Genomic DNA, 22,378 nt, shown 5'->3' on the forward strand with positions numbered 1-22,378 from the left:
CCCTTACCTTGGCCGCAGGGCGGAGCCCTCCGCTCAATGGACCGCCGGCCCGGCGGGGGCATCGCCGGGCACCTCGAGCACGGCGCGCAGCCCGCCGAGGGTCGCCTCCTCCAGGCCGAAGCGCCCGCGATACAGGGCGGCGAGGTCGGCGACGATCGACAGGCCGAGCCCCGAGCCCGGCTTCGATTCGTCGAGGCGGCGCCCGCGCCCCAGCACCGCCTGCCGGGCCTCGGGGGGCAGGCCGGGGCCGTCGTCCTCGATCGCCACGACGAGGTGGGGATAGCCGTCCCTGCCGATCACCTCGGCCCGGATCGCCACCCGGCCGTGCGCCCACTTCGAGGCGTTGTCGACGAGGTTGCCCACCATCTCCTCGAAGTCCTGCCGCTCGCCGCGGAAGCGCAGGCCCGGCGGGACGTGGACCTCGTAGGCGATGTCCTTGTCGCGGTAGATCTTGCCGAAGGTGCGCACGAGGCCCGCCAGCGCCGGCTCGATCTCCGTGGAGGTGCCGAGGGTGCCGGCGAGCGCCGCCGCCCGCGCCCGGTCGAGGTGGTAATTCACCTGGTCGCGCATCACCGCCGCCTGCTCGCGGATCTTCTGGGTGAGGTCCTCCGGCGCGTCCGAACTGGCGACCTCGTTCACGATGATGGAGAGCGGCGTCTTCAGGGCGTGGGCGAGGTTCCCGACCTGCGTGCGCGCCCGCTCCAGGATCTCGCGGTTGGTCTCGATCAGCAGGTTCACCTCGCCGGTGAGCGGCGCGATGTCACGGGGATAAGTCCCGGTGATGCGGTCCGCCTCGCCCTGGCGGATGGCGCCCAGGGCCGCCCGCATCTTCTTCAGCGGCGCGAGGCCGAACCGGATCTGCAGCAGCGTGGTCAGGCCCAGGGAGGCCCCGAGCAGGGCGAAGGTCATGTAGAGGGCGTTGCGGAAGCGCTCGACGTCGTTGACGATCTCGTCCGCCGGGCCGGCGACGCGCACCGTGTAGCGGCCGTCCTCGCCGAGATCGACGTCGCGCTCCATGATGCGCAGGAGGCGTCCGTCCTGCCCGTTGCCGTAGCCCTGACGGATCTGCCCGACCCCGACCTTCCCGTCCGAATCGGTCGCCGGCGGCAGGGGCACCCCGACCAGGGAGCGCGAGGTGCGGATGTCCCGGGGCTTCGCATCGGGCTTGCCCACCTGCCAGTACCAGCCGGACAGGGGCAGATCGAAGCGGGGATCGCCGAGGGAGAAGGTGCGGCTCTCCGGGTCGTTGGGGGTGACGAGGTCGGTGGCGAGGTTGTTGGTGAAGACGAGGAGCCGGCTGTCGAAGGACCGCTCGGTGTTCTCGCGGTAGAGGGTGGTGAGGATCCAGGCCGCGATCAGCAGGATCGCGCTGCTCGACAGGAAGGCCGACACGGCGAGCCGCACGGCGATGGAGCGCCGCCGCAGGGCCAGGAGGTCGAGGAGGCGGCGCATCGGCGTGTCGGACCCGGGATCGCTCACACCGGAGCGGCGGCGTCGTAGAACACCTCTCCCCGCATCAGCAACCGCGCCGTGCGGAAGAACGAGCCCCGCTCGGCCCTCCAGGCGCCGCCCTCGCGGCCGACCACGGCATCGGCCGTGAGCACGCCGGAGGGCATGCCGACCCGCAGCGCCCCCTCCCCCGCCGGCCGGGCGACCTCGTGGACGAGGCTGCCCTCCAGCCGGGCGGCGACGGCGAGGCAGAGGGTCGCCGTCAGGGGCAGCGCCTGATGCGGAACGCCGTTGGAGATGACCCGCGCGCTCAGATCGATCCCGTCCGCCGGGACCGGCTCGCCGGAGAGCGTCGCGGCGTCGGCGGGCGGGGCGACGAGGGCGATGAACGGCACATGGGTGATCCCGGCCGCCTCGGTCTCGTCCCGGGCGATCCCCATGGCGACGGAGGCCGCGGCGCGGATCCGGGCGAGGCGCCCGAGCAGCCCCGGCACGGCCTCGAGCGCGGCGGGAAGCTCGGTGCCGGCGAGCCCGAGGTCGGCGGCCCGCACGAAGACGCAGGCGTTGGCCGCGTCGACCATCGACACCGCGAACGCCCCGAGGCCCGGCACGTCGAGGGTCTCGCGGACCCGGCCCGTGGGCAGCAGCCGCCCGGTCGTGGCCCCGCCGGGATCGAGGAAGTCGAGGCGGACCGGCGCACCGGTCCCGGCCACGCCGGGAATCGCGAGGTCGCCCCGGTAGGCGGCCCGGCCGTCCGCGACGGCGAAGGCCGCCCGGATGAGCTTGCGGGTGTTGGTGTTGTGGATCCGCAGGGTGGCGGGGCCGTCGGCGAGGGAGACCATCCCCTCGTCCACGGCGAAGGGGCCGACCGCGGCGAGCATGTTCCCGCAATTGCCCGACAAGTCGATGCGGGCGTCCCGCACCGACACCTGCACGAAGGTGTAGTCGATGTCGGCGTCGGGCCGGGACGAGGGCTCGACCACGCAGATCTTCGAGACGGAGGACAGGCCCCCGCCCATCCCGTCGAGCTGGCGCCCGTGCGGATCGGGGCTGCCCATCAGGGACAGGAAGGCGGGCGCCCAGTCGGCGAGCGGCCCCGGCAGGTCGGCGCGGCGCAGCATTAACGCCTTGCTGGTCCCGCCGCGCATGAAGGCGGCGGGCAGGCGGCCGGCCCGCCCGGTCACACCCGGGCCGCCGGCTGGTTGGGGTCCACGAGGTAGCCCAGCCCGCGCACGGTCTGGATCAGGTCGACGGCGAGCTTCTTGCGCAGCCGGCCGACGAACACCTCGATGGTGTTCGAGTCGCGGTCGAAGTCCTGGTCGTAGAGATGCTCGGTCAATTCGGCGCGGGAGACGACCCGGCCGGTGTGGTGCATCAAGTAGGAGAGCAGCCGGTATTCGTGGCTCGTCAGCTTCACCTGGGCGCCGTCCACGAAGACCTTGCCCGAGCGGGTGTCGAGGGTGACGGGGCCGCAGGTGATCTGGCTGGAGGCGTGGCCGGCGGCGCGGCGCAGGAGGGCGCGCACCCGGGCCATCAGCTCCTCCATGTGGAAGGGCTTGGTGACGTAGTCGTCCGCGCCCGCATCGAACCCGTCCACCTTGTCCGACCAGCGGTCGCGGGCGGTGAGGATGATGACGGGGGTCTTCACCCCGGCCCGGCGCCACTTCTGCAGGACGGTGACGCCGTCCGCCTTGGGCAGGCCCATGTCGAGGATGATGGCGTCGTAGGGCTCGCTCTCGCCGAGATAGCCGCCCTCCTCGCCGTCATAGGCCTTGTCGGCGACATAGCCGGCCTCTTCCAGGGCGGCGACGACCTGCCGGTTGATGTCCCGGTCATCCTCGACGACGAGCAGTCGCACGTCTCACTCCATTCCGGCCGGGCCGCGCCCCGTCAGTACTGACCTGCGATCTTGCCGGTCCGCGCATCCACGATGACGTGCACGAAGTGCCCGTCCCGGCGCAAGGCCGTCAGCATGTAGACGAGGCCGTCCGCGTGACGGCACAGGCTGGCCCGCTGGATCTCGGCCCGGGGGATGACCGTGCGCGCGGCGCGGATGGCGGCGATCGGCTCGATCACCCGGCGCTCGCCGACCTCCTCGCGCATGTCCGCGGGGGACAGGCAGGACTCGACCCGCGGGGCCGTGGTCAGGGCGGCCTGCGCCGCCTGCGTCGCGGGCGCATCCTCGGCCATGGAGCCGATCCCGCCTGCAGCGAAGGCTGCGGCCGTCAGGCAGATGGCGACGAGGGCGATGGCGTGGCGCATTGGGCCGAGCTTTGGTCCCCAGGCACTGAATGTGCCCTGAATAGGGGGGCGTGCGCATCCGGCGCGCCGGGGCTGCGCCGGTTCGGGATCAGTCCGCAGGGGGGAAGCGGCAAAACTTCTCATAGATCAAACGCCGGTTGCAGCCCTCTACGGGCGAGCCCGCCGGGGGTTCCATCGCGCCTGGGGACAGCGCGCCCGGCCGCGGGGCCGCCGCCACGGATCCGGGGGCGAGGTCGGGCCAGCGCCCGGCGCCGACGCGGGCGCCGAGGTGGAGGCAGGCCGCCAGGACGAAGGGCGCCGCCAGGGAGAGCCAGAGGCGGGTGAGGGTGCGGTCGAGCGTGGCGGTCATCGGCCTTCTCCTGCGATGAGGGCCCAGAGGTGGCGGAGGAGCGGAAGCCGGTCCGCCACCCAGGCGGCCTGATCCGCGAACCAATGGGCCACCGCCGCCGCGCCGACGAAGGCCACGACGACGGCGTGCTTCAGGCGGCGCAGGGCATCGCGCAGCACCCGCCGCTCGATGCGCTCGTCCACCAGTTCGTCGAGCATCGCCAGCCGCCCCTCGGTCTGGCGGGCGAACCACGCATGCCAGTGGGGCGGGAGGCGGATGGGGCGGGGCCACCCCCCGGGGGAGGCAGCCCCGTCCGGGGAGCCGGGGGGCGGATCGGTCTCGGCTGTCATCGCCCCTCCCCCGCCCCCCCGGCAGTCCCCGTCGCCGTCACGCCCGGCGGGGCGGATCGGCCCGCAGCAGGCGCAAGGCCGGCGCGAGGACCGTCTCGGCGCTGCCCTCGGCGTCGAGGGGCAGCGCCCGGAAGATCCGGGTCGCGACGCCCTCGGGCCCGCCCGCCCGGCGTACCACCGCCGCCGGGGCGTTGGCGAGGACGTGCCGGGTGCCGGCCGCGACGACGGCCGGGCCGACCGCGACGCCGACGGTGCGGCCCCGCACGGCCCCGGCCACGGCGTTCTGGCCGTAATCCGCGCCGGCGCGGATCGCCGCCTCGATCCGCTCGCGGGTCAGGACCGCGCCGGCCCAGGGGGCGACGCGGGCGACCCCCGCCGTGACGGCCGCGGCGGCGAGGGGGACGAGGACCGCCGAGGCGCCGGAGAGGGCGGTGGTGAGCCACTCGCCCCAGGGGATGCCGATGGTCTCCGCCGTCCCCGCGGCCAGGGCGGCCGAAGGGGCGGCGAGGCAGAAAGCGGCCAGGGTGAACGTGCGACGGGTCATCGTTGCCTCCTTGCGGGCTGGGAAAGGTCGGGGGCGGCGGCGCGGAGGGCCCGGAGGGCGCGCCGGGCCCAGGCTTGCCGGCTCGGCAGGGCCGGGATGCCGGGCCGCTCGAAGAGCCGGCAGAAGGTCTCGGTCGCCTGTTCGAGCGTCGTGGCGCGCTTCAGGGCCTCCAGGGCGGCGGCCTCGGCGGTGCGCAGTTCGCGCACGAGGTAGCCCGCGTTGGCGGCCTCGGAGGCCGGATCGAGCCCCTGTGCGCGGCACCATTCCTCCATCGCGACCCGCCGCCGGCCGGTCCATTGGGCGATGCCCCAGCCCCCGCGGGAGCCGGGCACGGCCGGGGCGATCTCCTGCAGGTGGCGGAAGCCGCCGGTCTCGTGGCCGAGGTTGCCGAGGAGCCCCGCCGCCTGGAAATCCGTGAGCGCGAGGTCGCGCATCAGCGCCGGCCCGAGGCGGGCGCATCGCCCCTCGAACACGCCGCCGGGCCCGGGCGGCCGGACGGGCGCACGGGGAGAGGGGGGCTGCGCCATGGCACGCTCCTTGGGTCGCTCGGGGAAGGACGGGATCGGTGTGGCGCGGGCCGCCGGGGGCCCGGGAAATTCAGGCCGCTTCGGAGATCAGGCAGATCTGCAGGGCGGCGGAGATGAGGGAGGTCGTCGGGTCGGTGAAGCTGAACATCCGAAGCCTATCGCCGGCATTCTGGTAGGTGAGGCGGCTGTAGGGATAGGTCGACCGGGCGGCCTTGCCGGTGCTGGAGAAGTGCCACAGGAACCACGGCCCATCCTCCTCGCTGGTGTGCACGCCGAGGCCGTATTGCGTGATGTCCGCCAGGGAGTTCTCGATCCGCGCATTGGCGGCGATCTGGTACAGGCCGCTGCGGGGGCAGGTGTACCAGCTGTTCGTGCTGTCCCAGTTGCCGCCGACGTCGCTCTTGACGTCCTGCAGGACCAGCCGCTTGAACCACGAGTCGATCAGCTGCTTGCTGTTCGTCATGGCGATGTCGGTGAAGGTGCTGCGGTTCGCCAGCGGAACCCGGCTCACCACCGTCCAGCGGGTCGCTCCGTTGCCCTGGAGCGACAGGTAGCCGTAGGGCGTGCTAAGCGCCACGGCGGACAGGCCGTTGATCGCGTCGCCCTGCGCGCATCGCACGACGATGGACCGGGCGGGGGCGCAGCTGCCGGTCTCGTCCACCACGGTCAGGGTCGCGCCGGGGGGATAGGCCGAGGCCTGCGGCAGGGTCAGGGTGAGGGACGCGGTGAGGGCGGTCACCGCCACCGTCCGGTCCGCCGCCAGGATGGCGTAGCTCGCGTCCGACACCTGCGTCCGGGCCGCGCCGCCGCCCGATCCCCCGCCCGAGGCCGTGACGGCCCGGTCGACATAGGCCGTGGTGGCGAGCCGGGTGGAATTGTCGGCGGCGCGGGGCGTCGGCGCGGTCGGGCTCGCCTCGAAGGCGACGATGCCCGTCGCCGCCGCGGCGGTGAGGGCCGTGACGAAGCCGGAACCGTCGGGCGAGGTCTTGAGGACGAAGTCGTCGGAGCCGAGGGTCCCGAACAGGGCGCGGCTCGACCAGCCGGTCTGGAAGACGAAGCCGGCATCCCTGGCCGCCGCCTTCTTGTTCAGGGTGATGCGCATGTCGCCCGTGCCGGGGGTGACGTCGTCCCAGGCGAAGAGCGCCGCGTCGGATTTCACCGCCAGGCGGGTCGTGGTGTCCGGCTGCGTGTGGACACCGAGGATGTCGACGGTCCCGGCGATGGCCGTGGCCGCACTCATGGGCATCCAGCTCCGCCCGTCGAAGACGTAGATGAGCTTCTCGTCGGCGACGTAGGCGAACCAGCCGAGGGCCGGCACGGTGCCGACCCAGACGCCGTCCGTGAAGCGCGCCACCTGCCCCGACAGGCCCGCCCAGGCCCCCGTGGGCGTCGCGGCGGCGACGAGGTAGCGGTCGCCCTCGGCGGGGCTGGCGGGCGGGGCCGTCAGGTCCTTGTCGAGGCAGGCGAGCTGCACGAGCGTGTCGAGCAGGGCCAGGGCCTCGTTATGGGTGACGTGCTTCTGGGCCTGCCCCGCTGCGATGAGCGGCAGGCCGAGATGGGGCGTGACGTCGGACATGGATCGTCTTCCGTGTTCAGGCGCTGCGGACGGGGATGCGGGCGCGGGTGGCCGGGCCGAGGCCCGCGGAGGCGCCGAACTGGGCGACCGCCACGTCGAGGGCCGCCTGCGGGCCGCCGAAATCCGCCACCTCGGTCGCGGCGGGGTAGAGGAGCGCGGGGCCGGAGGCGGTCAGGGACCGGATGGCGCCGCCGTTCGAGAACAGCGTGACCGCGTAGCTTTCGGACGCCTCGTCGAGGGGGATCTCCACCGGCTCCCAGGCATCGCCGGAGCGCCGGGCGCGGCGGATCCAGGACAGGGCGACGCCGCCGCTCACCCGCCGCGCCCTCAGGTGGACCGGCCGCAGGGGCAGGAGGGCCGACAGGCCCGCGGTCGCGCTCAAGGGGGCCATGGCCGGGTCCCCGGGGTCGAGACCGGCCGCGCCGATCCGGTAGCGGAAGGCCCGGCCCGCCTCGTCGAGGCGCTCGATGAGAGGCACCACCGCCCCGTCGTCGAGCCGCACGATCAGGCTGCCGGCCGGTGCCCCCCGGCCCGCCGCCGCCTCGCTCCCGGCGAGGCCGCGCAGGAGGCCCGAGAGCCGGACCGTGTCGGCGCCGGTCGCCACCGCCCCGGCCGCCGAGAGGATCTCGACCGTCCCGTCCGGCGCCACCACGGCGAAGCTGTTGCCGCCTGCGAGCATCGCCGCGAGCGGCACCGAGGCGAGCGCCCCCGCCCGCCGGAGCATCACGTCGAGGCGCGCGCCCCTGTCGAGCCGCCACAGGGGGCCCGGCGGCAGGGGCGCGAGGGTGCGGCCGAGGCAGGCGGGGAAGTCGACGCTGCCGTGGACGGCGAAGGAGCCCCCCGCCTCGGCCCGCCAGACCGTGGCGGTCCCCGGCCAGGGCTCGGCCGCCACGGCGAGGTATTGCAGCACGGCCGGCGCCCCCCGGTCGAGGGGCAGGTCGAGGGCGAGGGCGAAGGGAGCCCCCGCGGCGGGCGCCGCGGAGGGGACCGGCGCGGACCGGCCGCGCCCGATGGCCCGCGCGGGTCCGGTCCGTACCGGCACGCGGCTCGCCTCGATCCGCCGGCCGGTGGGCGCGTCGTCGATGCGGTCGACCCGCAGGAGGGCACTCGCCTCCGGCGCGTCGGCGGCGAGCGTCACGAGGTCGCCGGGCTCCACCTCCCGCCTCCGGGGGCTGAGGGTGAAGACCGCGCTGTCGCGGGCGGCGATGAGCCGGTCGAGCAGATCCTCGGCGAGGCCGTCGCCCACCTCCCGGCGGGTGACGATGGCGGTGTCGATCCGGGTCTCCCCGCGCCGGCCGCCAGCCGGGCGGGTGGCCGCGGCGGCGGCCCTGCGGTAGTCGGGGCTCTCGGCATCGGTGACGCCCAGGGCGACGGAGCGGGGCAGCGCGCTCTCCTCCGCCCGCACCCGCCGCAGGGTCGGCCCGTCCTCCGAGACCCGGACGAGCTCCGACGGCGCCAGGACGAGGGGCGCGTCCCGGCGGGGCCCCCGCAGCCGCAGGATGCCGCCCGTCGCCCCGACATCGAGGCCGTAGACCTGCGCCAGGGGCTCCAGGGCGCCCCGCGCCGTGAGCGGGCGGTCGATCACGTAGCCGTCGAGGAAGGCGGCGGCCTCCACCGCCAGGGGCGCGTCGAAGCCGAACTCCGCGAGGATGCGCGCCACCAGCAGGTCGAGGTCGCAGCCCTCGATCCGGCCGGTGATCCAGTGCCCGAGCTGCCATTGCCGCGCGTCGGCCCAGGTGGACGTCATGTCCGAGAAGACCGGGAACGGCCGCGCGTCCCAGCACCAGACGAAGATCGACCCGGGATCGACCATCCTCCCGCCATAGACCGGCGAGACCGGGTTGTCGGCCGGCGCGAAGCCCGGCGCGGCGGGGTCGAAGCGGGCGAGCACCGCCTCCAGCCCGCGGAGCTGGATCAGGTCGTCCCGCACGCCGCGGGAGTCCGGGGGAAGCGCGTCCTCGGAGGATTTCGGATCGGGGAAGACGTTGGGCCCGTTCGTGCCCTTGTCCACGGCGGGCACGCCGGTCTCGGTGAGCCAGATCGGCTTGCCCATGGGCACCCAGGCGGTGGCGCGGGTCTCGACGCCGCCGTCGCGCTCGACGTGCCGGTTCGACCACCACGCGACGAGGTCCTTGGGCCGATAGAGCCAGGGCTTGCCGTAGGCGCCGTCGGTGATCGGCGTGCGGACCTGGGCGGCGCGGGCCTGCCCGTCGGCGTAGGCCCAGTCGAACGCCTCGCCGGAGGCCCCGCCCGCCTTCAGGTAGGCGCGGTCGTGGATCGAGCCCGCCAGCGCGAGGTCGGCGTGGGCGGACGCATCGCGCCAGTCGGTGAAGGGCGGGTACCAGTCGATGCCGACGGCGGCGATGTTCGGGTCGGCGAACAGGTCGTCGAGGGGGAAGCGGATCGTCGCCCCGCCGTCGCGGACATGGGCGCCGTACTCGGTCCAGTCGGCCGCGTAGACGAGGGGCACGCCCGGCCCGAGCCTCCGGCGCACCTCGGCGGCCAGCGCGCGCAGGGCGGCCACCGCCGGGTAGCCCGAGCCCCCCCGCACCCGGGTGAGCCCGATCAGCTCGCTGCCGACCAGGAAGCCCGCGATCCGCACCCCCGCCCCGGCCCAGGCGGCGGCGAGGTCGGCATAGTGCAGCACGAGGCTCCGGTAGCCCCCGGCGAAGAAGGCCTCGACCTGCGCATCGGCCTCGGCCGTGCCGTCCGGGCTGCCGGGCAGGCCGGGGGCGGGATCGCAGGTGATCCGCCCGCGCCAGGGATAGGGCGGCTGCGTCGCCCCCGGCCGGCGGGGATCGGGCAGGAGGGTGCCGGGCGGCACGTCCATCATCACGAACGGGTAGACCACGACCTCCAGCCCCCGCCCGGCCAGTTCGGCCACGAGCCGCCCGAGCCCGGCATCGGAGGGCGTGCCGCCATAGGCCGGGGTGGTGCCGTCGGGCAGGAGGGAGACGGTGCCCGCGCTCGCACGGGTGAGCCCCGCCACGCCCCACACGTCGCCGGTGGTGGCCTTGAGCGAGGTCTCGACCCTGGGCGCGATGCGGCACCGCCCGGCGCGCAGGTCGTCCCCGAACCACGAGGCCACCACGGCGACCCTGCGCAGGTTCGGACACAGGGCCTGCAGGGCATCGAGGGAGGCGGTGACGTCGCTCGTCCCGCGCAACTGGTGCCGGTTGGCGCTCTGCGTGCGGCCGCATCCCAGATCGACGGTGACGGAGGTGGGATCGAGGACGAACTCCCCGGCGCCGGGGATGAGATCGACGGCGCGGACCAGCCCGCACAGGCCGTTGACCGGCCGCACCACCTCGAAGGTGAATTGCGGGATGCGGTTGCCGTAATCGCCGAGCGGCAGGCTCTCGAACACCACGTAGGCGAGGCCGCGATAGGCCGGGGCGTTGTCGGCCCCCTCCTTGGCCACGATCAGCGGATCGGGCGCCTGGTCCGCCGCACCCGTATGGACCCGCAGGGTGATGCGGGTCTGATCGACCTCGACGCCGTCCGCCCAGATCCGCCGCACCAGGGCGATCTCGCCCTCGCACAACCCCACCGCGAGGTTGGCGGAGTAAGCGTAGGCGGTTCGCACCGTGCGCGCACTGCCCGTCCCCTTGGACGGGGAGGCCGCCCGCTCGACGGTGGTGTTGGCGGTCTCCAGGGGGCGGGTCGCCCAGATCAGGCCGCCGCCGATCCGGGCCCGGCCGTAGACCCGCGGGATCGGGTCGCCCTCGGTGGAGGTGATCCCCGAGACGTCCGACAGGCGCGGCCCCTCCACGAACCGGGTCTTGCGGCCCTGGCCGGACAGGGCGTTTCCCGCCGCGGACCCGAGGGCGCGGCCGATCACCCCGCCCACCGGCCCGCCGAACACGGAGCCGACGGCGCCGCCGACGGTGGAGAGGACCAGGGTCGCCATGGGGGGGCTCCGATGCGGATCGGGGGTCGGCGGGAGGTCAGGGGCGCGGCGGAAACCGGAAGACCCCGGCGAGGTGCCGCCGCCACCAGGGGGTGAGGGCCACCTCCGTCACCTCCGCCCGGTCGTGGGCGTGGATCATCGTGCCCGGCCCGGAGGCGATGGCGCAGTGCCGGGCGGGCAGGTGCGCGCGGAAGGCGAACAGCAGCACGTCGCCGGGCAGGGGCGCATAGCCCGGCCACGGTCCGCCCACCGGCAGGAGGTGGCGGGCGGCGGCCTCGGCGAGGGGGTCCGTGCCCGGGGCGGCCGATTCGGCCCAGGTGGCGGAATAGGGCGGCGGCGCCTCCGGCTCCCGCCCGTAGAGCCCCCGCCACACCCCGCGCAGCAGGCCGAGGCAGTCGCAGCCGACGCCGCGCAGGGAGCCCTGGTGGCGGTAGGGCGTGCCGAGCCAGAGCCGCGCCTGCGCCACGGCCTCGTCGCCGGGGGTCATCGGAAGTAGCTCCCGCCGTCGAGCACGGGCTCGGACCCGGGGGCCGCGCGCAGGATCGCGTCGTTGCCCGGCATGTGCGGGAAGCCCTGGAAGTTCACCGCGTTGGCGAACCGGTCGCGGCAGGTGGCGAGGCGCTTGTCGCAGCCGGCGGTGAGGGTGAACGTGTCGCCCGCCGCCACGGGGTGCGGGGGCGCCTCCCACAGTTCGAGGAGGTCGCCGGCCTGGAGCCGCAGGTCGGCGGCGAGGCCGGCATTGGCCCCGCCGGTCCAGGCGAGGCGCCCCCCCGTGAACAGGCCTCCGGCGAAGGAGCGGTCCAGGGCGACGCGGAGGGTGGCCGGCTCCGGCCCGTCGAGGACGTGCCCCCCCGTCCGCCAAGGGGCGAGGTCGACCCGGCAGCGGGCATCGCCGAGGTCGGCGCCGCAGGTGGCGCGGTAGCAGCGCCCGACCTCCGCATCGAGGCGCGCGGCGACGCCCCGCAGCTCGGCCACGAAGGCGTCCCCCTCCCGGCGGATCTCGCCGATCGTGCCGATGTCGAGGAGGAGGCGCGTCCGCGGGTCCGTCCAGTCCACGAGCCAGGTCTCGACGCTCGCCCCGTCGTAGAGGCCGCCCGCGATGTCCGCCTCGGTGAGGCCCAGGGCGGTGAGCGCCCCCGCCACGTCGCCGCCGGAGACCGCGAAGCCCGCCTCGGCGCTGGCCTCGGCCGCCTCCAGGCCGGTGCGGGCCGCGTGGACGAGGCCCGCGAAGGTCAGGTCCCGGTCGTGGTCGGTGAAGCCGAGGGCGACCCCGTCCCGGCGGCGGAGCGACCAGCACCGGCACAGGGTGGTGACGCCGCCCGCGAGGTGGGCGGCGAAGGCGGGGGGCAGGTCCCTCACGGCACGATCTCCACGAGCGGGACCTTCGGGATCTCCCCCGCCGTGAAGGCGGCGAGGTCGACGCTCAGGTCGTCGGTGTCGAAGCGGACGGGCACGTCGAACTCGAAGCCCGCCGTCACCGGGACGTTCGCGGCGGGGGCGCGGGCCAGGGTGACGAGCCCGGTCGCCGGATCGCAGGCGAAGGCGCCGGGCGACAGCTCCGCCCCCGCCACGGCCACGCGCACGCTTCCGGCCACCGGCTTGGCGATGGCCCGGCGGTAGGGTGCGGGGCCGCCGCCATAGGTCTTGGCGAGGGGGAACGCGACGGCGGTGCCGTCGCCGCGCCCGAGGATCTGGTCGAGGGGGCCCGGCGGACGGCCGGGCGGCCCGGAGCGGAAATCCACCCTGTCCCGGTAGCGGAACCCGTAGAGGCGCCCCCGCCGCTCCTCGAAGAAGGCGATCACCGCGTGGAGCGCGTCGAGGCTGCGGATGCCGAAGCCGGCCTCGTAGCGGCGGCGGGAATCGGCCCAGCGGCCGTTGCGGTGTTCGCGCCCCGAGCCGAGCGTGACGATCTCGGTCAGCCGTTGCGGGCCGCCGCTGCCGCGCAGGGCCACGTCGAGGGGGAACAGCACCTCGTGGAAGTCGTCGGCCATGGGAATATCCCCGTCAGAGGGCGCGCTGGCCCCGGGCGACGGCCCGGGCGAGGGTGGCGGCGACCTGCGCCTCCGAGCGGCGGAAGGCCGAGGGGTCTGGCGTGGCGATGGTGACGTGCACCGAGACCGGCCGGGCCGGGGCGCCCGCCGCCACGCCGAGGCGCCCGTCCGGCCCGCGGCGGAGCGGCATGATCGCCTCCGGCCCGGCCTCACCCATCAGGCCGGTGCCGTTGGCCATCGGGAAGTAGGTCGGTGCGGCCACCACCCCGCCGGCGGCGAAGGGCGTGACCCGCCCGCCCCGGAAGACGCCGCCTTTGGCGAAGGCCTCCCCCTCGTCCTCCGTGTCGGATTCCGCGGCGTCGTCGGACTTCGTGAGCGCGCCGAGGAGCCCCTTCACCCCCGCGCGCAGGGGCCCCGCGGCGGCCCTGGCGGCCACGCGCGCCAGCGTCGCGCCGATGGTGCCGAGCACGCTGTCGAGCCCGCGGCCCGAGGCCGTGCTGCGGGTCAGGGCGGTGGAGAGGCTGCGGCCGAAATTCTGGGCCAACTTGTCCAGGGTGCCGAGCTGCGCGATGCGCGCCGCGTTCTGCCGGTCGATGTCGGTGTCGTCGCTCATGCTGCGCTCCCTGGGGGGGACGGGTCGGGGTGGGAGGCGAGGAGGCGCTCGAACTCGGGCCGGCTCAGCCCGGCGGGGGTGCGCCTCCGGCCGAGGGCGGCGGCGAATTCCCGGGGGGTCGCGCCCCAGAAGTCGCGGGGGCGCCAGCCGAGGCGGCCGAGGGCGGCGCTCAGCGCGTCGTCCCAGGGAAAGGCCCGCGGGGGGGCGGGGCTCAGGCCCGGCTCTCCTCCCCCCGCGGGACCGGAGGGTTTTCCGGCGGCCCCGCCCCGAAGGCGGCCTCCAGCACCTCGCCGAGGGCGACCACCAGGGCGCCCATGCCCCCGCCGATGGGGAGACGCCCGACCTCCTCGTCCGACAGGGCGTGGCCGCCGCCGCGCAGGGCGGCCCCGAGGAGGGCGATCAGGTCGCCGGTCCGGGGGTGGCCGGTGCCGAAGCGCCCGGCGAGGCCGGCGAGGTCGCCGGCCCGGAGGGAATCCTCCAGGTCCGCCAGCGCCCCGAGGGTGAGGCAGAGGGTGTAGCGGCGCCCGCCGAGTTCGAGGGGCACCTCGCCGCGCCTGCGGTTGACCATGGCCGGACCCTCCCGCTCAGGCCGCCGTGAAGGCGAGGGCGCCCGCCGATTCGAGGCTCATGTCGAAGGTCACCTCGCCCGCATGCTCGCCGCGGTAGTCGAGGCTCACGATCTGGAACGGCCCCTCCATCGTCCCGAAGGCCGGGACGACGAGCTGGAACGCCGCGATCACCCCGTCGAAGAACATCTGCCGGAGGCGGAGGTCGGAGGCCTGGTCCCGGAACACGCCGGCGCCCGAGATGGCGGCCCGGCGCACCCCCGCCCCGGCCAGCAACTCCCGCCAGCGGCCGGCGGAATCGGCGTTGGTGACGTCCACCGTCTCCGCGTTGAGGGTGATCTGCCTCGTCCTCAGGCCCGCCACGGCGACGAAGCCGCCATTGCCGTCGCTCGCCCGGATCAGGAGATCCTTGCCCGCCTGCGCACCCATCACGTCCTCCTCGGAAAATCGCGCTCAGAATGTCTCGGTGACGGCCTCGACCGTCAGGCTGGCCCGGGCCTCGCCCGTGCGGGAGTCGCGGCTCGCCTTCAGGGCGCTCACCCGGATGGTCACGAGGCGGCAGCCCTGGAGGGGCATGTCCGTCCCGGCGAGGAGGGCCGCCATGCGCGCGGCGGCCTCCAGCGCGCTGCGGGTGGAGCCGGGCTTGGCGATCACCGTCAGCTCGTGCCGGTGCAGGTGGCGCCCGGCGCCGTCCACGGAATCGTCGCGGACCTCGGCATCGCCGAACAGGGCGTAGACCGGCACGGCCCCCCGGGGCGGCTCGTCGTAGAGGCGGGCGCTGCCGCCGAGCAGCGTGGCCAGGGCCGCGTCGGCGGCGAAGCGGGTGATCAGGCCGGCGCGCATGGCCAGGAGGGGGCTCGGATCGCTCATCCCTGGGCCTCCGGCACCAGTTCCTCGACCTCGCAGACGCAGTCGCGGCCGCGCTCGTCCGGGTCCGCGACGGTGCGGATCGCGAAGCGCCGCGGCCCGGCGCTCAGGCGCGCGGCGGGCGTCAGGTCCGCCCGGCGGCGCAGGGTGATGCGGTGGGTGACGAGGGCGTCCGCGCGTCCGCCCCGGACCCGTTCGACGGCACCGAGCGGGGCGATGGCGCCCCACAGGGTCGGGCCGGGCACGTAGCGGCGCAGCACGCCGCCGAACCCGTCCGGCTGCTCCAGGGGCTTCTCGAGCACGAAGCGGCGCCGCCGCGCCCCGAGGGACGGGCGTCGGTCGAGGGATGCCATGGCAGGCTCCGGGGTTTTTTGGGATGGACGGATGGCCGACCGCGCTCCCCCCCTCTGCGGGGGAGGGTGGCCCCGGCGTCGGCCGGGGTCGGGAGAGGGGAGCGCGGTGTCCGGATCACGCGCGGCCCGTCGTGCGGGGCGGTGCATCGTTCTGCACCGTCGCTCCCCTCTCCCGGCCCCCTGACTGGGGCCACCCTCCCCCGCAGAGGGGGGAGGGACGCGCGCCGGCCGTTGCGGAGTTCAGGCAAGCCCCGACACCCACGCCGTCTTTGCCAGCGTCAGCGACGCAATCCAGGGCAGCGGGACGCTTCAGAACCGTGGCGGATCCCTGGCTTGCTTCGCTGCGCTCGCAATGACGGTGAGGGTGAGGGTGCCCAAGGACGGTCGGGGGCAATCGCCCCGCAGCAAAAACCAAAAACCTCAGCGCAGCCGCAGCCGCCGCGAGGAGGCGGCGAGGCGGCGCAGGGCGGTGGGGTCCGCGTCGGGCTCGTCGCCCCGGTGCTCGTAGCCGGCGGCGGCGAGGCGCAGGATCGCGAGGCGGAGATCCTCCGGGAGCGGCGGGCCGTCGCCGCCGAACCCGGCCGTGACCTCGATCACCACGCTGCGGCCAACGAGATCGGGCAGGTCGCCGACAAATTGCAGAGCCGGCGCCTCCACCGGATCGGGCCCGGGCCGCACCGTGCCGGCGGGAAGGTCGGTCACGGTCCCGTCCGGGGCGGCGAGGCCGGCGCGGACGAGGCCGACGAGCGGGCTGAGGGGCAACGGCAGCCACCCCTCCGCGGGCCACCGGTCGAGGACGATCCGGTAGCGCCCCGGCACCAGCACCCGGCGGGCCTCCGTCTCCAGGCTCGTCCGGGCGGCGGCGAGGAGCCGGGCGAGGATGTCGTCCTCCGCTCCGCCGTCGTCGGCATCGAGGCGCAGGTAGCGCCGCAGCTCGGCGACGCTCACCGGCTCGACGGGGGGCGTCTCGGCGCGTATCGGGGTCATCGCGCGGGTCTCCTTCAGGACGTTCGATGCCGTTGACCAGAGCCGGGCTCGCCTTCGCCCTGACGCTCCCGGCCCTGCCGGCCGCGGCGATCGTCGGGGGGACGGAGGCCCCTCCCGGGAGCGCCGTGATGGTGCTGACCTCCGCCGGCGGCGTATGCAGCGGGGTGGTGCTGACCCCGGACGCGGTGCTCACCGCCGGCCACTGTGTCGCCGGCGCCAAGGCGCTGCGGGTGCATTACCGGGGCGCCGAGGCGGCCCCCGTGCTGGTCGAGGTCTCCGCCCGGGCGGTGCATCCGGGCTACGATGCGGGGGCCGTGGCCGGGCGGCGCCGGTCCATCGACCTCGCGCTGGTGCGCACGGCCGAGCCCCTGCCCGCCCGCTTCGCCCCGGCCGCCCTGAGCGAGGCCGCGCCGCGGGCCGGCGAGACGCTGGCGCTCTCGGGCTACGGCGCCGCCCGGCCGGGCGATCCGCGCTCCACCGGCACCTTCCGCAGCGTGCCCGCCCCCGTCGTCGAGCCCTACGGCCCGAGCCGGATCCTCGTCTGGATGCGGGGAACCGAGGGGACCGGCGCCTGCCAGGGGGATTCCGGCGGCCCGGTGACGGGGCCGGACGGGGCCGTCCTGGCGGTCACCGCCTGGATCGGCGGCGCCTGCGGAGGCCTGACCCAGGCGGTGCGCGTCGGCCCGCAGCGGGCCTGGATCGACCGGATCCTCGCCGGCTGGGGCGCGGCGGCCCGCTGGCGCCCCTGATCCGCCGGGGCGGCCTCACGCGGGCCGGGTGATTGGCGGTGCAGGGCCGGCCGCGGGCCGGAACTCCAGCTTGGCCGACCGGTTGGTCTCCACTACTGTTCATGGGGCGCAGCCTGCATCGCGTTGCCTAGGTCTTTACTCCCGGAGTCACCGATGCCCGCCCGTTTCCCCCGCCTGAACGGCCTGCGCAGGCACGCCGCGCGCCTCACGGTCGGGACGGCGGCCTTCGCCGGCCTCCTCGTCGGGTCCGTGCCCTCCGCCCAGGCGGTGATCCAGGGCGAGGTCGCCCGCGATCCGAACGGGACGCGCAACTTCGTGGTGCGGGTCGAGAGCACCGACGGGGAGATCTGCTCCGGCACGCTCATCGCGCCGGACCTCGTCCTGACGGCGGCCCATTGCGTCATGCGCCCCGCGGGTTATCGCGTGGTGAGCGTCGACCGCGCCTTCCGGCAGCACCGCGTCGACGTCATCGCCGCGACGATGCACCCCGATTTCGTCCCCGGCACGACGCCGGAGGACCAGCCGGGGGTCGACCTCGCCATGCTCAAGCTCGCCCAGCCCCTCGGGGGCGATTACATGCCCCTCGATCCCCGCAGCGCCGGCTCGATCGGGACGGGCGATTCCGTCGAGATCGCCGGCTATGGCGTGGTGGCCGAGAACCGGCGCGGCAGCGCGCGGGTGCTGCGGCAGGCGCGCCTCGTCTCCATCGGCTCCCTGCAGGTGGCCAACCGCGTCACCGTGGTGACCGACCGCCGCCGCCTCGCCGAGACCGCGGGGGCCGGCGCCTGCCTCGGCGATTCCGGCGGGCCGATCCTGACCGGCGGCCCCGGCGGCTACCAGATCGCGGGCGTGGTGAGCTGGTCGAGCGGCGCCCTGCAGCAGGGCGCCCGGCGCACCGCCTGCGGCGGCTTCACCGCCGTGACGCCGGTGGCCGAGCATACCGGCTGGATCGCCTCGCGGGCGGCCGAGCTGGCCCAGATCCAGCCCGGCGAGGAGATTCCCCGGCGCCACCGCGCCGACTGGATGGCCCGTCCCGGCCGGCGCTGACGGCGCAGGCAGGAACTTCGCGCCGGCCCGGTGAATTCCGCCTCCGTTCGAGGAATTCCTCACGGAGATAGCGATAAGATGGCCAGCACCGGCACCAGCGCGACCGCCCGCGCTCACAAGACCCGCAACGGCACCGATTCCAACGCCAAGCGCGTGTCGATCGAGGCCCTGAATGCCCGCCTCGCGGACGGCATCGACCTTTCCCTGGCGATCAAGCAGGCGCACTGGAACCTCAAGGGCCCGCAATTCATCGGCGTCCACCTGATGCTTGACGGATTCCGCGACGAGATCGACGCCCTCAACGACAAGGTCGCCGAGCGTGCGGTCCAGCTCGGCGGGACGGCCCTCGGCACGGCCCAGGTCGTGGCGGGGGACACCAAGCTCCCGGCCTACCCGACCGGCATCTACGCCATCGCCGACCACATCGCCGCGCTGATCGACAGCTACGCCGCCTACGCGAACGCGGTGCGCGAGAACATCGACCAGACCGACGAGGCGGGCGACGCCGACACGGCGGACCTGTTCACCGAGGTGTCCCGCGCCGTTGACAAGCAGCTCTGGTTCCTCGAGGCCCACGTCCAGGAGCCGACCGGCCAGATGCGCGACGGCAACGCCGGCTGAGCGCGGAGACGAACGGCGTTTCGGGGGCGATCCCACCCTCCACCTCACCCTGAGGTGCCCGCGTGAGCGGGCCTCGAAGGAGTGCTCCAGGGAGCGCGGAGCCCTCCTTCGAGGCGGCTGTCGCCGCACCTCAAGGATGAGGGGAGTGGAGGGGATCGCCGGTCGGCGACCCGCCTCGCCACGATGGCCGCGAGGCGGCGAGAGGGAGTCCACGCCGTCCTTGATGACGGCGCGGCACCGCTCAGGCGAACTTCAGCAGCTTGATCGCGTCGAAGTCCTGCACCCCGCCACCGACGCGCTTGGTGGTGTAGAACAGCACGTAGGGCTTGGCGGAGTAGGGATCGCGCAGGACCCGCAGGCCCGTGCGGTCCACGACGAGGTAGCCCCGGCGGAAGTCGCCGAACGCCACGGAGAGGCTGCCCGCGGCGATGTCGGGCATCGCCTCCGCCTCCGTCACCGCAAAGCCCATCAGGGTCGCGGCCCGGTCCGCGGCGAGCGGCGGCTGCCAGAGGTAGTTGCCATCCGCGTCCTTGAACTTGCGGATCGCGCTCTGCGTCCGCCGGTTCATCACGAAGCGGGCGTTCTGGCGGTAGGCGGCCCGCAGGGCGTAGACGAGGTCGAACAGCACGTCGGACGGGTTCGCGGCGGCGAAACCCGCCGAGGTGCCGGTACCGACGAAGCCGAGCTTGCCCGGCGCCCAGGCGGCGTTGGCCACCGTGTCGGAGGCCAGGAAGCCCTTCGGCCGCCCGACGCCGTTGCCGCCGACGAAGGCGATGCCCTCCTGCTCGGCGAAGGCGGTCTCGACCTCGCCCGCCAGCCACTCCTCCACGTTCACCACCGCATCGTCGAGCAGGGTCTGCGTCGCGGCCGGCATCGCGTAGAGCTCCGCCGCCGGGAAGGCCAGCTGCGAGAGCGTCGGCGCGTCGGTGGCGGGCCGGGCCGCCGCCTCGGCCACCCACCCGGTCACCGGGGCGCCGGTGGAGACCGCCCGCTTGTACTGCCCGCCGGAGATCTGCTGCACGCTGGAGATGGCGCGGATCGGCGAGAGCGCGGCGAGGCGCTGGAGCACGGTGCGCTCCAGGCTGTCGGGCACGAGGTAGCCGCCGTCCGGCCCGGAGCCGGCGGACATGGCCTTGGCCTCCAGGCGCTTCAGGCCGCCGCTCTCGCCGGCCCGGACGTAGAGGTCGAAGGCGGCCTTGTGCTCGGTGGCGGCGCCGTCGTCCCGGCCGCGGGGCTCGGCGAGGGCCGGGCGGGCCCGCTCCAGGCTGATCCGGTCGAGGCGGGTGCGGGCGGCGTCCAGCGCCGCGTCGATCCGGGCGAGCTTCTCCTCGGTGACCACGTCGGGGCCGATCCGGCCCTCGATCTGCCGGAGGCGGTCGTCGTTGGTGTCCTTGAAGGCCTCGAAGGCGGCGGCGAAGTCATCGACGGCCGAGCGGATCGGGCCCGGCTCGGCGGCCTTGTTCTCCAGCGGCGGAAGGGCGGCCTTGGTCTCGATGGCGGCGTGATGCGTCATGGCAAAACCTCGTCTCGGGGTGAGGGCGGAAAGGGGGATCGGGCGGCGCGGAGCCGCGGCGGCGCGATCCGGCGGGCGAGACCGCGGATCGCCTCGGGGGTGGGGCTCGGGCTCGCCCGCGCCCCCGGCTGCAGGGGAAAGGTCACGACCGAGATCTCCCAGAGGTCGATTCCCTGCAGGCGGCGGGAGCCGTCGGCGCCGGGCCGGGCGCTGAGGGTCCGGAATCCGATGGAGAGGCCGTCCAGGGCCCCATCGCGCATCAGGGCGGCGACCTCCCGGCCCCGCTGCACGGAGAGGTTGAGCTGCCCCTCGGCGTAGAGGCCGCGGGCATCCTCCCGCAGGGCCAGCCACCGGCCGATCGGCTCGGCGGGATCGTGCTGGAACAGCATGCGCACGCCCGCCGCGCCGCGCCGGGCGAGGCTGCCGGCGAAGGCGCCCGGCAGGACCACGTCGCGCCCGAGATCGGGCACGCCGAACACGCTGGCATAGCCGGTGAAGAGGCCATCCATGGCAGGATCCTGCTTGTCTTGAGTGCGGGGCCGGGGCGGGCTCGGGGCCGCCTCGTCGTTGCGGGCGAGCGCGGAGCGATGGCCTGCCTCCCGCGCCGTCGTTGCGCGGCGGAGCCGAAGCGATCCAGGGCGCGCCCTGTCCGGATGAGGCGGTGCCGCCTGGATCGCGTCGCTCCGCTCGCGATGACGGCGGGGGAGCCGAGGCGATCGATTGGCGACGGGATCAGGGCGAGGGAGCCTCCGGCAGGTAGCCCACGGCCTCGCGCTTCTCGGCCTGGGTGAGGAAGTCGGCGGCCTGGATCCGGCGCCAGAGGGATTCCCGCTCGGAGGCCAAGGCCTCGATCCGGTCCAGGTCCGGTTCCAGCTCCACCGTGCCGAAGGCCGGTTCCAGCCAGTTCGCCACGGCCTGGGCCGTGCGGCGGGCCAGGGGGATCAGGGTCTGCCGGTACAGGGCGCGGTTGGCCTCCGCGTAGTTGGCGTGGGTGCTGTCCCCCGGCAGCCCGAGGAGGAGCGGAGGGACCCCGAAGGCCAGGGCGATCTCCCGGGCCGCGGCGTTCTTGGCCTCCACGAAGTCCATGTCCCGCGGCGACAGGGCGAGGGGCTTCCAGTCCAGCCCGCCTTCGAGCAGGAGCGGCCGCCCGGCATTGCCGGCGCCTTGATAGTTCGCCTCCAACTCGCCCTTGATGCGGTCGAACTGCGCCTCCGAGAGGGAGGCGCCGGCGAAGACCAGGGCGCCCGAGGGTCTGGCGGCGTTGTCGAGCAGCGCCTTGTTCCAGGCGGCGGCGGCGTTGTGGATGTCGAGGGCGGTGGCGGCGGCCTCGATGGGCGGCAGGCCGCCATGGTCGTCGCCAGGGTGGAACAGGCTGAGGGCCAGGATCGGGGCGACAGCCCCCTCGCCGAGGTCGAACCGGCGGCTCTGGCCGCCCACGGTGTAGACGTAGGCGGCTGGCCAGCCGTCCGGGCCGGGCGCCACCCGCATCCGCTCGGGCCGCAGCGCCTGCAGGCCGACGACCCGGCCCTCGACGCCGACCGCCTCGAGATAGGCGGACCCGGCGAGCATCAGGTCGGCATAGACCGTCTCGAGGAGCTGGACGCCGCTCTCGCGCAGGTTCGGCCGGGCGAGCAGCGCCAGGAGGTCCCGCCCGTCGCCCGAGACCGGCGTCAGGGGCAGGCTCGCGGCCGATTCCGCCACGAGCCGCACCGCCCGGTAGACCACCGGATTGCGCTGGTAGCCGGCCCGGGCCAGGGAGGCGGGATCGCGGGATGTCCAGGTCGGGCGGCAATCCGCGTAGAGCGCGAAGCCCGGCGGGGCGGCCTTCGTCGCGAGGGACGGGCGCGCCTGTCCGGCGGCCCTCACGAGCCAGTCGAGAAGCTTGGGCATGGTTCTGCCTCGGGCGGGGATCGAAAGGCGGCGCGCGGCGGGGCAGGACCCGGGGCGGCGCACCAAGCCGGCGCAAAAGATTGACGCATTGGCGGACGGGCGTGATCCGGCCGCCACAGCTCACGCAGGCATGATCTTGTATTCGGAATACGGTTCGTTCCAGAGACCACGGACCCACTGACGGCGTGTCCTGCCAAGGGCACGCCTTTTTTCATCGAGCGCCGGGCCCGGAGTC

At 74.9% G+C, this 22,378-nt stretch carries 26 protein-coding genes; 3 read left to right on the top strand and 23 right to left on the bottom strand.

Annotated elements, in window-relative coordinates:
- Nucleotides 1–33: 33 nt before the first annotated feature.
- The 20 genes from MKK53_RS01525 to MKK53_RS01620 form a co-directional block, all read right to left on the bottom strand.
- Nucleotides 34–1,452 (bottom strand): sensor histidine kinase, encoded by a 1,419-nt coding sequence (locus MKK53_RS01525; RefSeq protein ID WP_243926194.1) that lies wholly within the window; start codon nt 1,450–1,452, stop codon nt 34–36.
- Between the two features lie 23 nt (nt 1,453–1,475).
- A complete protein-coding gene (locus MKK53_RS01530; RefSeq protein ID WP_243926196.1) occupies nt 1,476–2,633 on the bottom strand; it encodes a 2-methylaconitate cis-trans isomerase PrpF family protein in 1,158 nt (385 codons plus the stop codon).
- A complete protein-coding gene (locus MKK53_RS01535) occupies nt 2,630–3,307 on the bottom strand; it encodes a response regulator transcription factor (protein WP_243926198.1) in 678 nt (225 codons plus the stop codon). Before MKK53_RS01535 ends, MKK53_RS01530 begins: the two co-directional genes overlap by 4 nt.
- Nucleotides 3,308–3,339: 32 nt before the next feature.
- Nucleotides 3,340–3,711, bottom strand: coding sequence for a PepSY domain-containing protein (locus tag MKK53_RS01540; RefSeq protein ID WP_243926200.1), 372 nt, complete (start codon nt 3,709–3,711; stop codon nt 3,340–3,342).
- Nucleotides 3,712–3,799: 88 nt separating this feature from the next.
- Nucleotides 3,800–4,060: a hypothetical protein gene (locus MKK53_RS01545; protein ID WP_243926202.1), complete on the bottom strand. Its 261-nt coding sequence runs from the start codon at nt 4,058–4,060 to the stop codon at nt 3,800–3,802.
- Nucleotides 4,057–4,389: a hypothetical protein gene (locus MKK53_RS01550; RefSeq protein ID WP_243926204.1), complete on the bottom strand. Its 333-nt coding sequence runs from the start codon at nt 4,387–4,389 to the stop codon at nt 4,057–4,059. Before MKK53_RS01550 ends, MKK53_RS01545 begins: the two co-directional genes overlap by 4 nt.
- 37 nt (nt 4,390–4,426) lie before the next feature.
- On the bottom strand, nt 4,427–4,933 hold the full coding sequence (locus MKK53_RS01555; protein WP_243926206.1) for a hypothetical protein: 507 nt from the start codon (nt 4,931–4,933) through the stop codon (nt 4,427–4,429).
- A complete protein-coding gene (locus MKK53_RS01560) occupies nt 4,930–5,460 on the bottom strand; it encodes a phage tail tip lysozyme (RefSeq protein WP_243926207.1) in 531 nt (176 codons plus the stop codon). Before MKK53_RS01560 ends, MKK53_RS01555 begins: the two co-directional genes overlap by 4 nt.
- Nucleotides 5,461–5,530: 70 nt before the next feature.
- Nucleotides 5,531–7,036, bottom strand: coding sequence for a DUF2793 domain-containing protein (locus MKK53_RS01565; RefSeq protein WP_243926209.1), 1,506 nt, complete (start codon nt 7,034–7,036; stop codon nt 5,531–5,533).
- A gap of 16 nt (nt 7,037–7,052) precedes the next feature.
- Nucleotides 7,053–10,946 (bottom strand): glycoside hydrolase/phage tail family protein, encoded by a 3,894-nt coding sequence (locus MKK53_RS01570; RefSeq protein ID WP_243926210.1) that lies wholly within the window; start codon nt 10,944–10,946, stop codon nt 7,053–7,055.
- A gap of 37 nt (nt 10,947–10,983) precedes the next feature.
- Nucleotides 10,984–11,433 (bottom strand): NlpC/P60 family protein, encoded by a 450-nt coding sequence (locus MKK53_RS01575; RefSeq protein ID WP_243926211.1) that lies wholly within the window; start codon nt 11,431–11,433, stop codon nt 10,984–10,986.
- Entirely contained in the window at nt 11,430–12,305 is an 876-nt protein-coding gene (locus tag MKK53_RS01580) for a DUF2163 domain-containing protein (RefSeq protein WP_243926212.1), read from the bottom strand. The genes MKK53_RS01575 and MKK53_RS01580 overlap by 4 nt, the downstream gene beginning before the upstream one ends.
- On the bottom strand, nt 12,302–12,937 hold the full coding sequence (locus MKK53_RS01585; protein ID WP_243926213.1) for a DUF2460 domain-containing protein: 636 nt from the start codon (nt 12,935–12,937) through the stop codon (nt 12,302–12,304). Before MKK53_RS01585 ends, MKK53_RS01580 begins: the two co-directional genes overlap by 4 nt.
- Nucleotides 12,938–12,950: 13 nt before the next feature.
- On the bottom strand, nt 12,951–13,550 hold the full coding sequence (locus MKK53_RS01590; RefSeq protein ID WP_243926214.1) for a phage tail tape measure protein: 600 nt from the start codon (nt 13,548–13,550) through the stop codon (nt 12,951–12,953).
- Nucleotides 13,547–13,765, bottom strand: coding sequence for a phage tail assembly chaperone (locus MKK53_RS01595; protein WP_279598767.1), 219 nt, complete (start codon nt 13,763–13,765; stop codon nt 13,547–13,549). Before MKK53_RS01595 ends, MKK53_RS01590 begins: the two co-directional genes overlap by 4 nt.
- On the bottom strand, nt 13,762–14,118 hold the full coding sequence (locus tag MKK53_RS01600) for a gene transfer agent family protein (protein ID WP_243926216.1): 357 nt from the start codon (nt 14,116–14,118) through the stop codon (nt 13,762–13,764). The genes MKK53_RS01595 and MKK53_RS01600 overlap by 4 nt, the downstream gene beginning before the upstream one ends.
- A 16-nt stretch (nt 14,119–14,134) precedes the next feature.
- Entirely contained in the window at nt 14,135–14,545 is a 411-nt protein-coding gene (locus MKK53_RS01605) for a phage major tail protein, TP901-1 family (RefSeq protein WP_243926218.1), read from the bottom strand.
- Nucleotides 14,546–14,569: 24 nt separating this feature from the next.
- Entirely contained in the window at nt 14,570–14,986 is a 417-nt protein-coding gene (locus MKK53_RS01610; protein ID WP_243926220.1) for a DUF3168 domain-containing protein, read from the bottom strand.
- Nucleotides 14,983–15,336: a head-tail adaptor protein gene (locus MKK53_RS01615; RefSeq protein WP_243926222.1), complete on the bottom strand. Its 354-nt coding sequence runs from the start codon at nt 15,334–15,336 to the stop codon at nt 14,983–14,985. Before MKK53_RS01615 ends, MKK53_RS01610 begins: the two co-directional genes overlap by 4 nt.
- 420 nt (nt 15,337–15,756) lie before the next feature.
- Nucleotides 15,757–16,323: a hypothetical protein gene (locus MKK53_RS01620; RefSeq protein ID WP_243926225.1), complete on the bottom strand. Its 567-nt coding sequence runs from the start codon at nt 16,321–16,323 to the stop codon at nt 15,757–15,759.
- Nucleotides 16,324–16,349: 26 nt separating this feature from the next.
- On the opposite strand from MKK53_RS01620, the gene MKK53_RS01625 reads away from it, so the two are divergent.
- The 3 genes from MKK53_RS01625 (at nt 16,350) to dps (ending at nt 18,740) form a co-directional block, all read left to right on the top strand.
- Nucleotides 16,350–17,072, top strand: coding sequence for a S1 family peptidase (locus tag MKK53_RS01625; protein WP_243926227.1), 723 nt, complete (start codon nt 16,350–16,352; stop codon nt 17,070–17,072).
- Between the two features lie 153 nt (nt 17,073–17,225).
- Nucleotides 17,226–18,119: a S1 family peptidase gene (locus MKK53_RS01630; protein ID WP_243926229.1), complete on the top strand. Its 894-nt coding sequence runs from the start codon at nt 17,226–17,228 to the stop codon at nt 18,117–18,119.
- A 78-nt stretch (nt 18,120–18,197) separates the two neighbouring features.
- Complete coding sequence (gene dps, locus MKK53_RS01635; RefSeq protein ID WP_243926231.1) at nt 18,198–18,740, top strand: DNA starvation/stationary phase protection protein Dps; 543 nt, start codon at nt 18,198–18,200, stop codon at nt 18,738–18,740.
- A gap of 241 nt (nt 18,741–18,981) precedes the next feature.
- On the opposite strand, the gene MKK53_RS01640 is transcribed toward dps, so the two are convergent.
- The 3 genes from MKK53_RS01640 to MKK53_RS01650 form a co-directional block, all read right to left on the bottom strand.
- Nucleotides 18,982–20,253, bottom strand: a complete 1,272-nt coding sequence (locus MKK53_RS01640; protein WP_243926233.1) for a phage major capsid protein — start codon at nt 20,251–20,253, stop codon at nt 18,982–18,984.
- A complete protein-coding gene (locus MKK53_RS01645) occupies nt 20,250–20,762 on the bottom strand; it encodes an HK97 family phage prohead protease (protein WP_243926235.1) in 513 nt (170 codons plus the stop codon). The genes MKK53_RS01640 and MKK53_RS01645 overlap by 4 nt, the downstream gene beginning before the upstream one ends.
- 223 nt (nt 20,763–20,985) lie before the next feature.
- Complete coding sequence (locus MKK53_RS01650; RefSeq protein WP_243926238.1) at nt 20,986–22,143, bottom strand: phage portal protein; 1,158 nt, start codon at nt 22,141–22,143, stop codon at nt 20,986–20,988.
- Nucleotides 22,144–22,378 lie beyond the last annotated feature (235 nt).

Origin of the sequence: Methylobacterium sp. J-076 (assembly GCF_022829405.1) — a bacterium.
In the GTDB taxonomy this organism is placed as follows: domain Bacteria; phylum Pseudomonadota; class Alphaproteobacteria; order Rhizobiales; family Beijerinckiaceae; genus Methylobacterium.

Excerpts from the sequence above, each read along its gene's own strand:
- MKK53_RS01570 (WP_243926210.1), bottom strand. The coding sequence starts at position 10,946 with ATGGCGACCCTGGTCCTCTCCACCGTCGGCGGCGCCGTCGGCTCCGTG.
- MKK53_RS01640 (WP_243926233.1), bottom strand. The coding sequence starts at position 20,253 with ATGACGCATCACGCCGCCATCGAGACCAAGGCCGCCCTTCCGCCGCTG.
- MKK53_RS01550 (WP_243926204.1), bottom strand. The coding sequence starts at position 4,389 with ATGACAGCCGAGACCGATCCGCCCCCCGGCTCCCCGGACGGGGCTGCC.
- MKK53_RS01620 (WP_243926225.1), bottom strand. The coding sequence starts at position 16,323 with ATGACCCCGATACGCGCCGAGACGCCCCCCGTCGAGCCGGTGAGCGTC.
- MKK53_RS01630 (WP_243926229.1), top strand. The coding sequence starts at position 17,226 with ATGCCCGCCCGTTTCCCCCGCCTGAACGGCCTGCGCAGGCACGCCGCG.
- MKK53_RS01575 (WP_243926211.1), bottom strand. The coding sequence starts at position 11,433 with ATGACCCCCGGCGACGAGGCCGTGGCGCAGGCGCGGCTCTGGCTCGGC.
- MKK53_RS01590 (WP_243926214.1), bottom strand. The coding sequence starts at position 13,550 with ATGAGCGACGACACCGACATCGACCGGCAGAACGCGGCGCGCATCGCG.
- MKK53_RS01625 (WP_243926227.1), top strand. The coding sequence starts at position 16,350 with ATGCCGTTGACCAGAGCCGGGCTCGCCTTCGCCCTGACGCTCCCGGCC.
- MKK53_RS01560 (WP_243926207.1), bottom strand. The coding sequence starts at position 5,460 with ATGGCGCAGCCCCCCTCTCCCCGTGCGCCCGTCCGGCCGCCCGGGCCC.
- MKK53_RS01615 (WP_243926222.1), bottom strand. The coding sequence starts at position 15,336 with ATGGCATCCCTCGACCGACGCCCGTCCCTCGGGGCGCGGCGGCGCCGC.
- MKK53_RS01585 (WP_243926213.1), bottom strand. The coding sequence starts at position 12,937 with ATGGCCGACGACTTCCACGAGGTGCTGTTCCCCCTCGACGTGGCCCTG.
- MKK53_RS01645 (WP_243926235.1), bottom strand. The coding sequence starts at position 20,762 with ATGGATGGCCTCTTCACCGGCTATGCCAGCGTGTTCGGCGTGCCCGAT.
- MKK53_RS01555 (WP_243926206.1), bottom strand. The coding sequence starts at position 4,933 with ATGACCCGTCGCACGTTCACCCTGGCCGCTTTCTGCCTCGCCGCCCCT.
- MKK53_RS01605 (WP_243926218.1), bottom strand. The coding sequence starts at position 14,545 with ATGGGTGCGCAGGCGGGCAAGGATCTCCTGATCCGGGCGAGCGACGGC.
- MKK53_RS01565 (WP_243926209.1), bottom strand. The coding sequence starts at position 7,036 with ATGTCCGACGTCACGCCCCATCTCGGCCTGCCGCTCATCGCAGCGGGG.
- MKK53_RS01525 (WP_243926194.1), bottom strand. The coding sequence starts at position 1,452 with ATGCGCCGCCTCCTCGACCTCCTGGCCCTGCGGCGGCGCTCCATCGCC.
- MKK53_RS01610 (WP_243926220.1), bottom strand. The coding sequence starts at position 14,986 with ATGAGCGATCCGAGCCCCCTCCTGGCCATGCGCGCCGGCCTGATCACC.
- MKK53_RS01545 (WP_243926202.1), bottom strand. The coding sequence starts at position 4,060 with ATGACCGCCACGCTCGACCGCACCCTCACCCGCCTCTGGCTCTCCCTG.
- MKK53_RS01650 (WP_243926238.1), bottom strand. The coding sequence starts at position 22,143 with ATGCCCAAGCTTCTCGACTGGCTCGTGAGGGCCGCCGGACAGGCGCGC.
- dps (WP_243926231.1), top strand. The coding sequence starts at position 18,198 with ATGGCCAGCACCGGCACCAGCGCGACCGCCCGCGCTCACAAGACCCGC.
- MKK53_RS01600 (WP_243926216.1), bottom strand. The coding sequence starts at position 14,118 with ATGGTCAACCGCAGGCGCGGCGAGGTGCCCCTCGAACTCGGCGGGCGC.
- MKK53_RS01540 (WP_243926200.1), bottom strand. The coding sequence starts at position 3,711 with ATGCGCCACGCCATCGCCCTCGTCGCCATCTGCCTGACGGCCGCAGCC.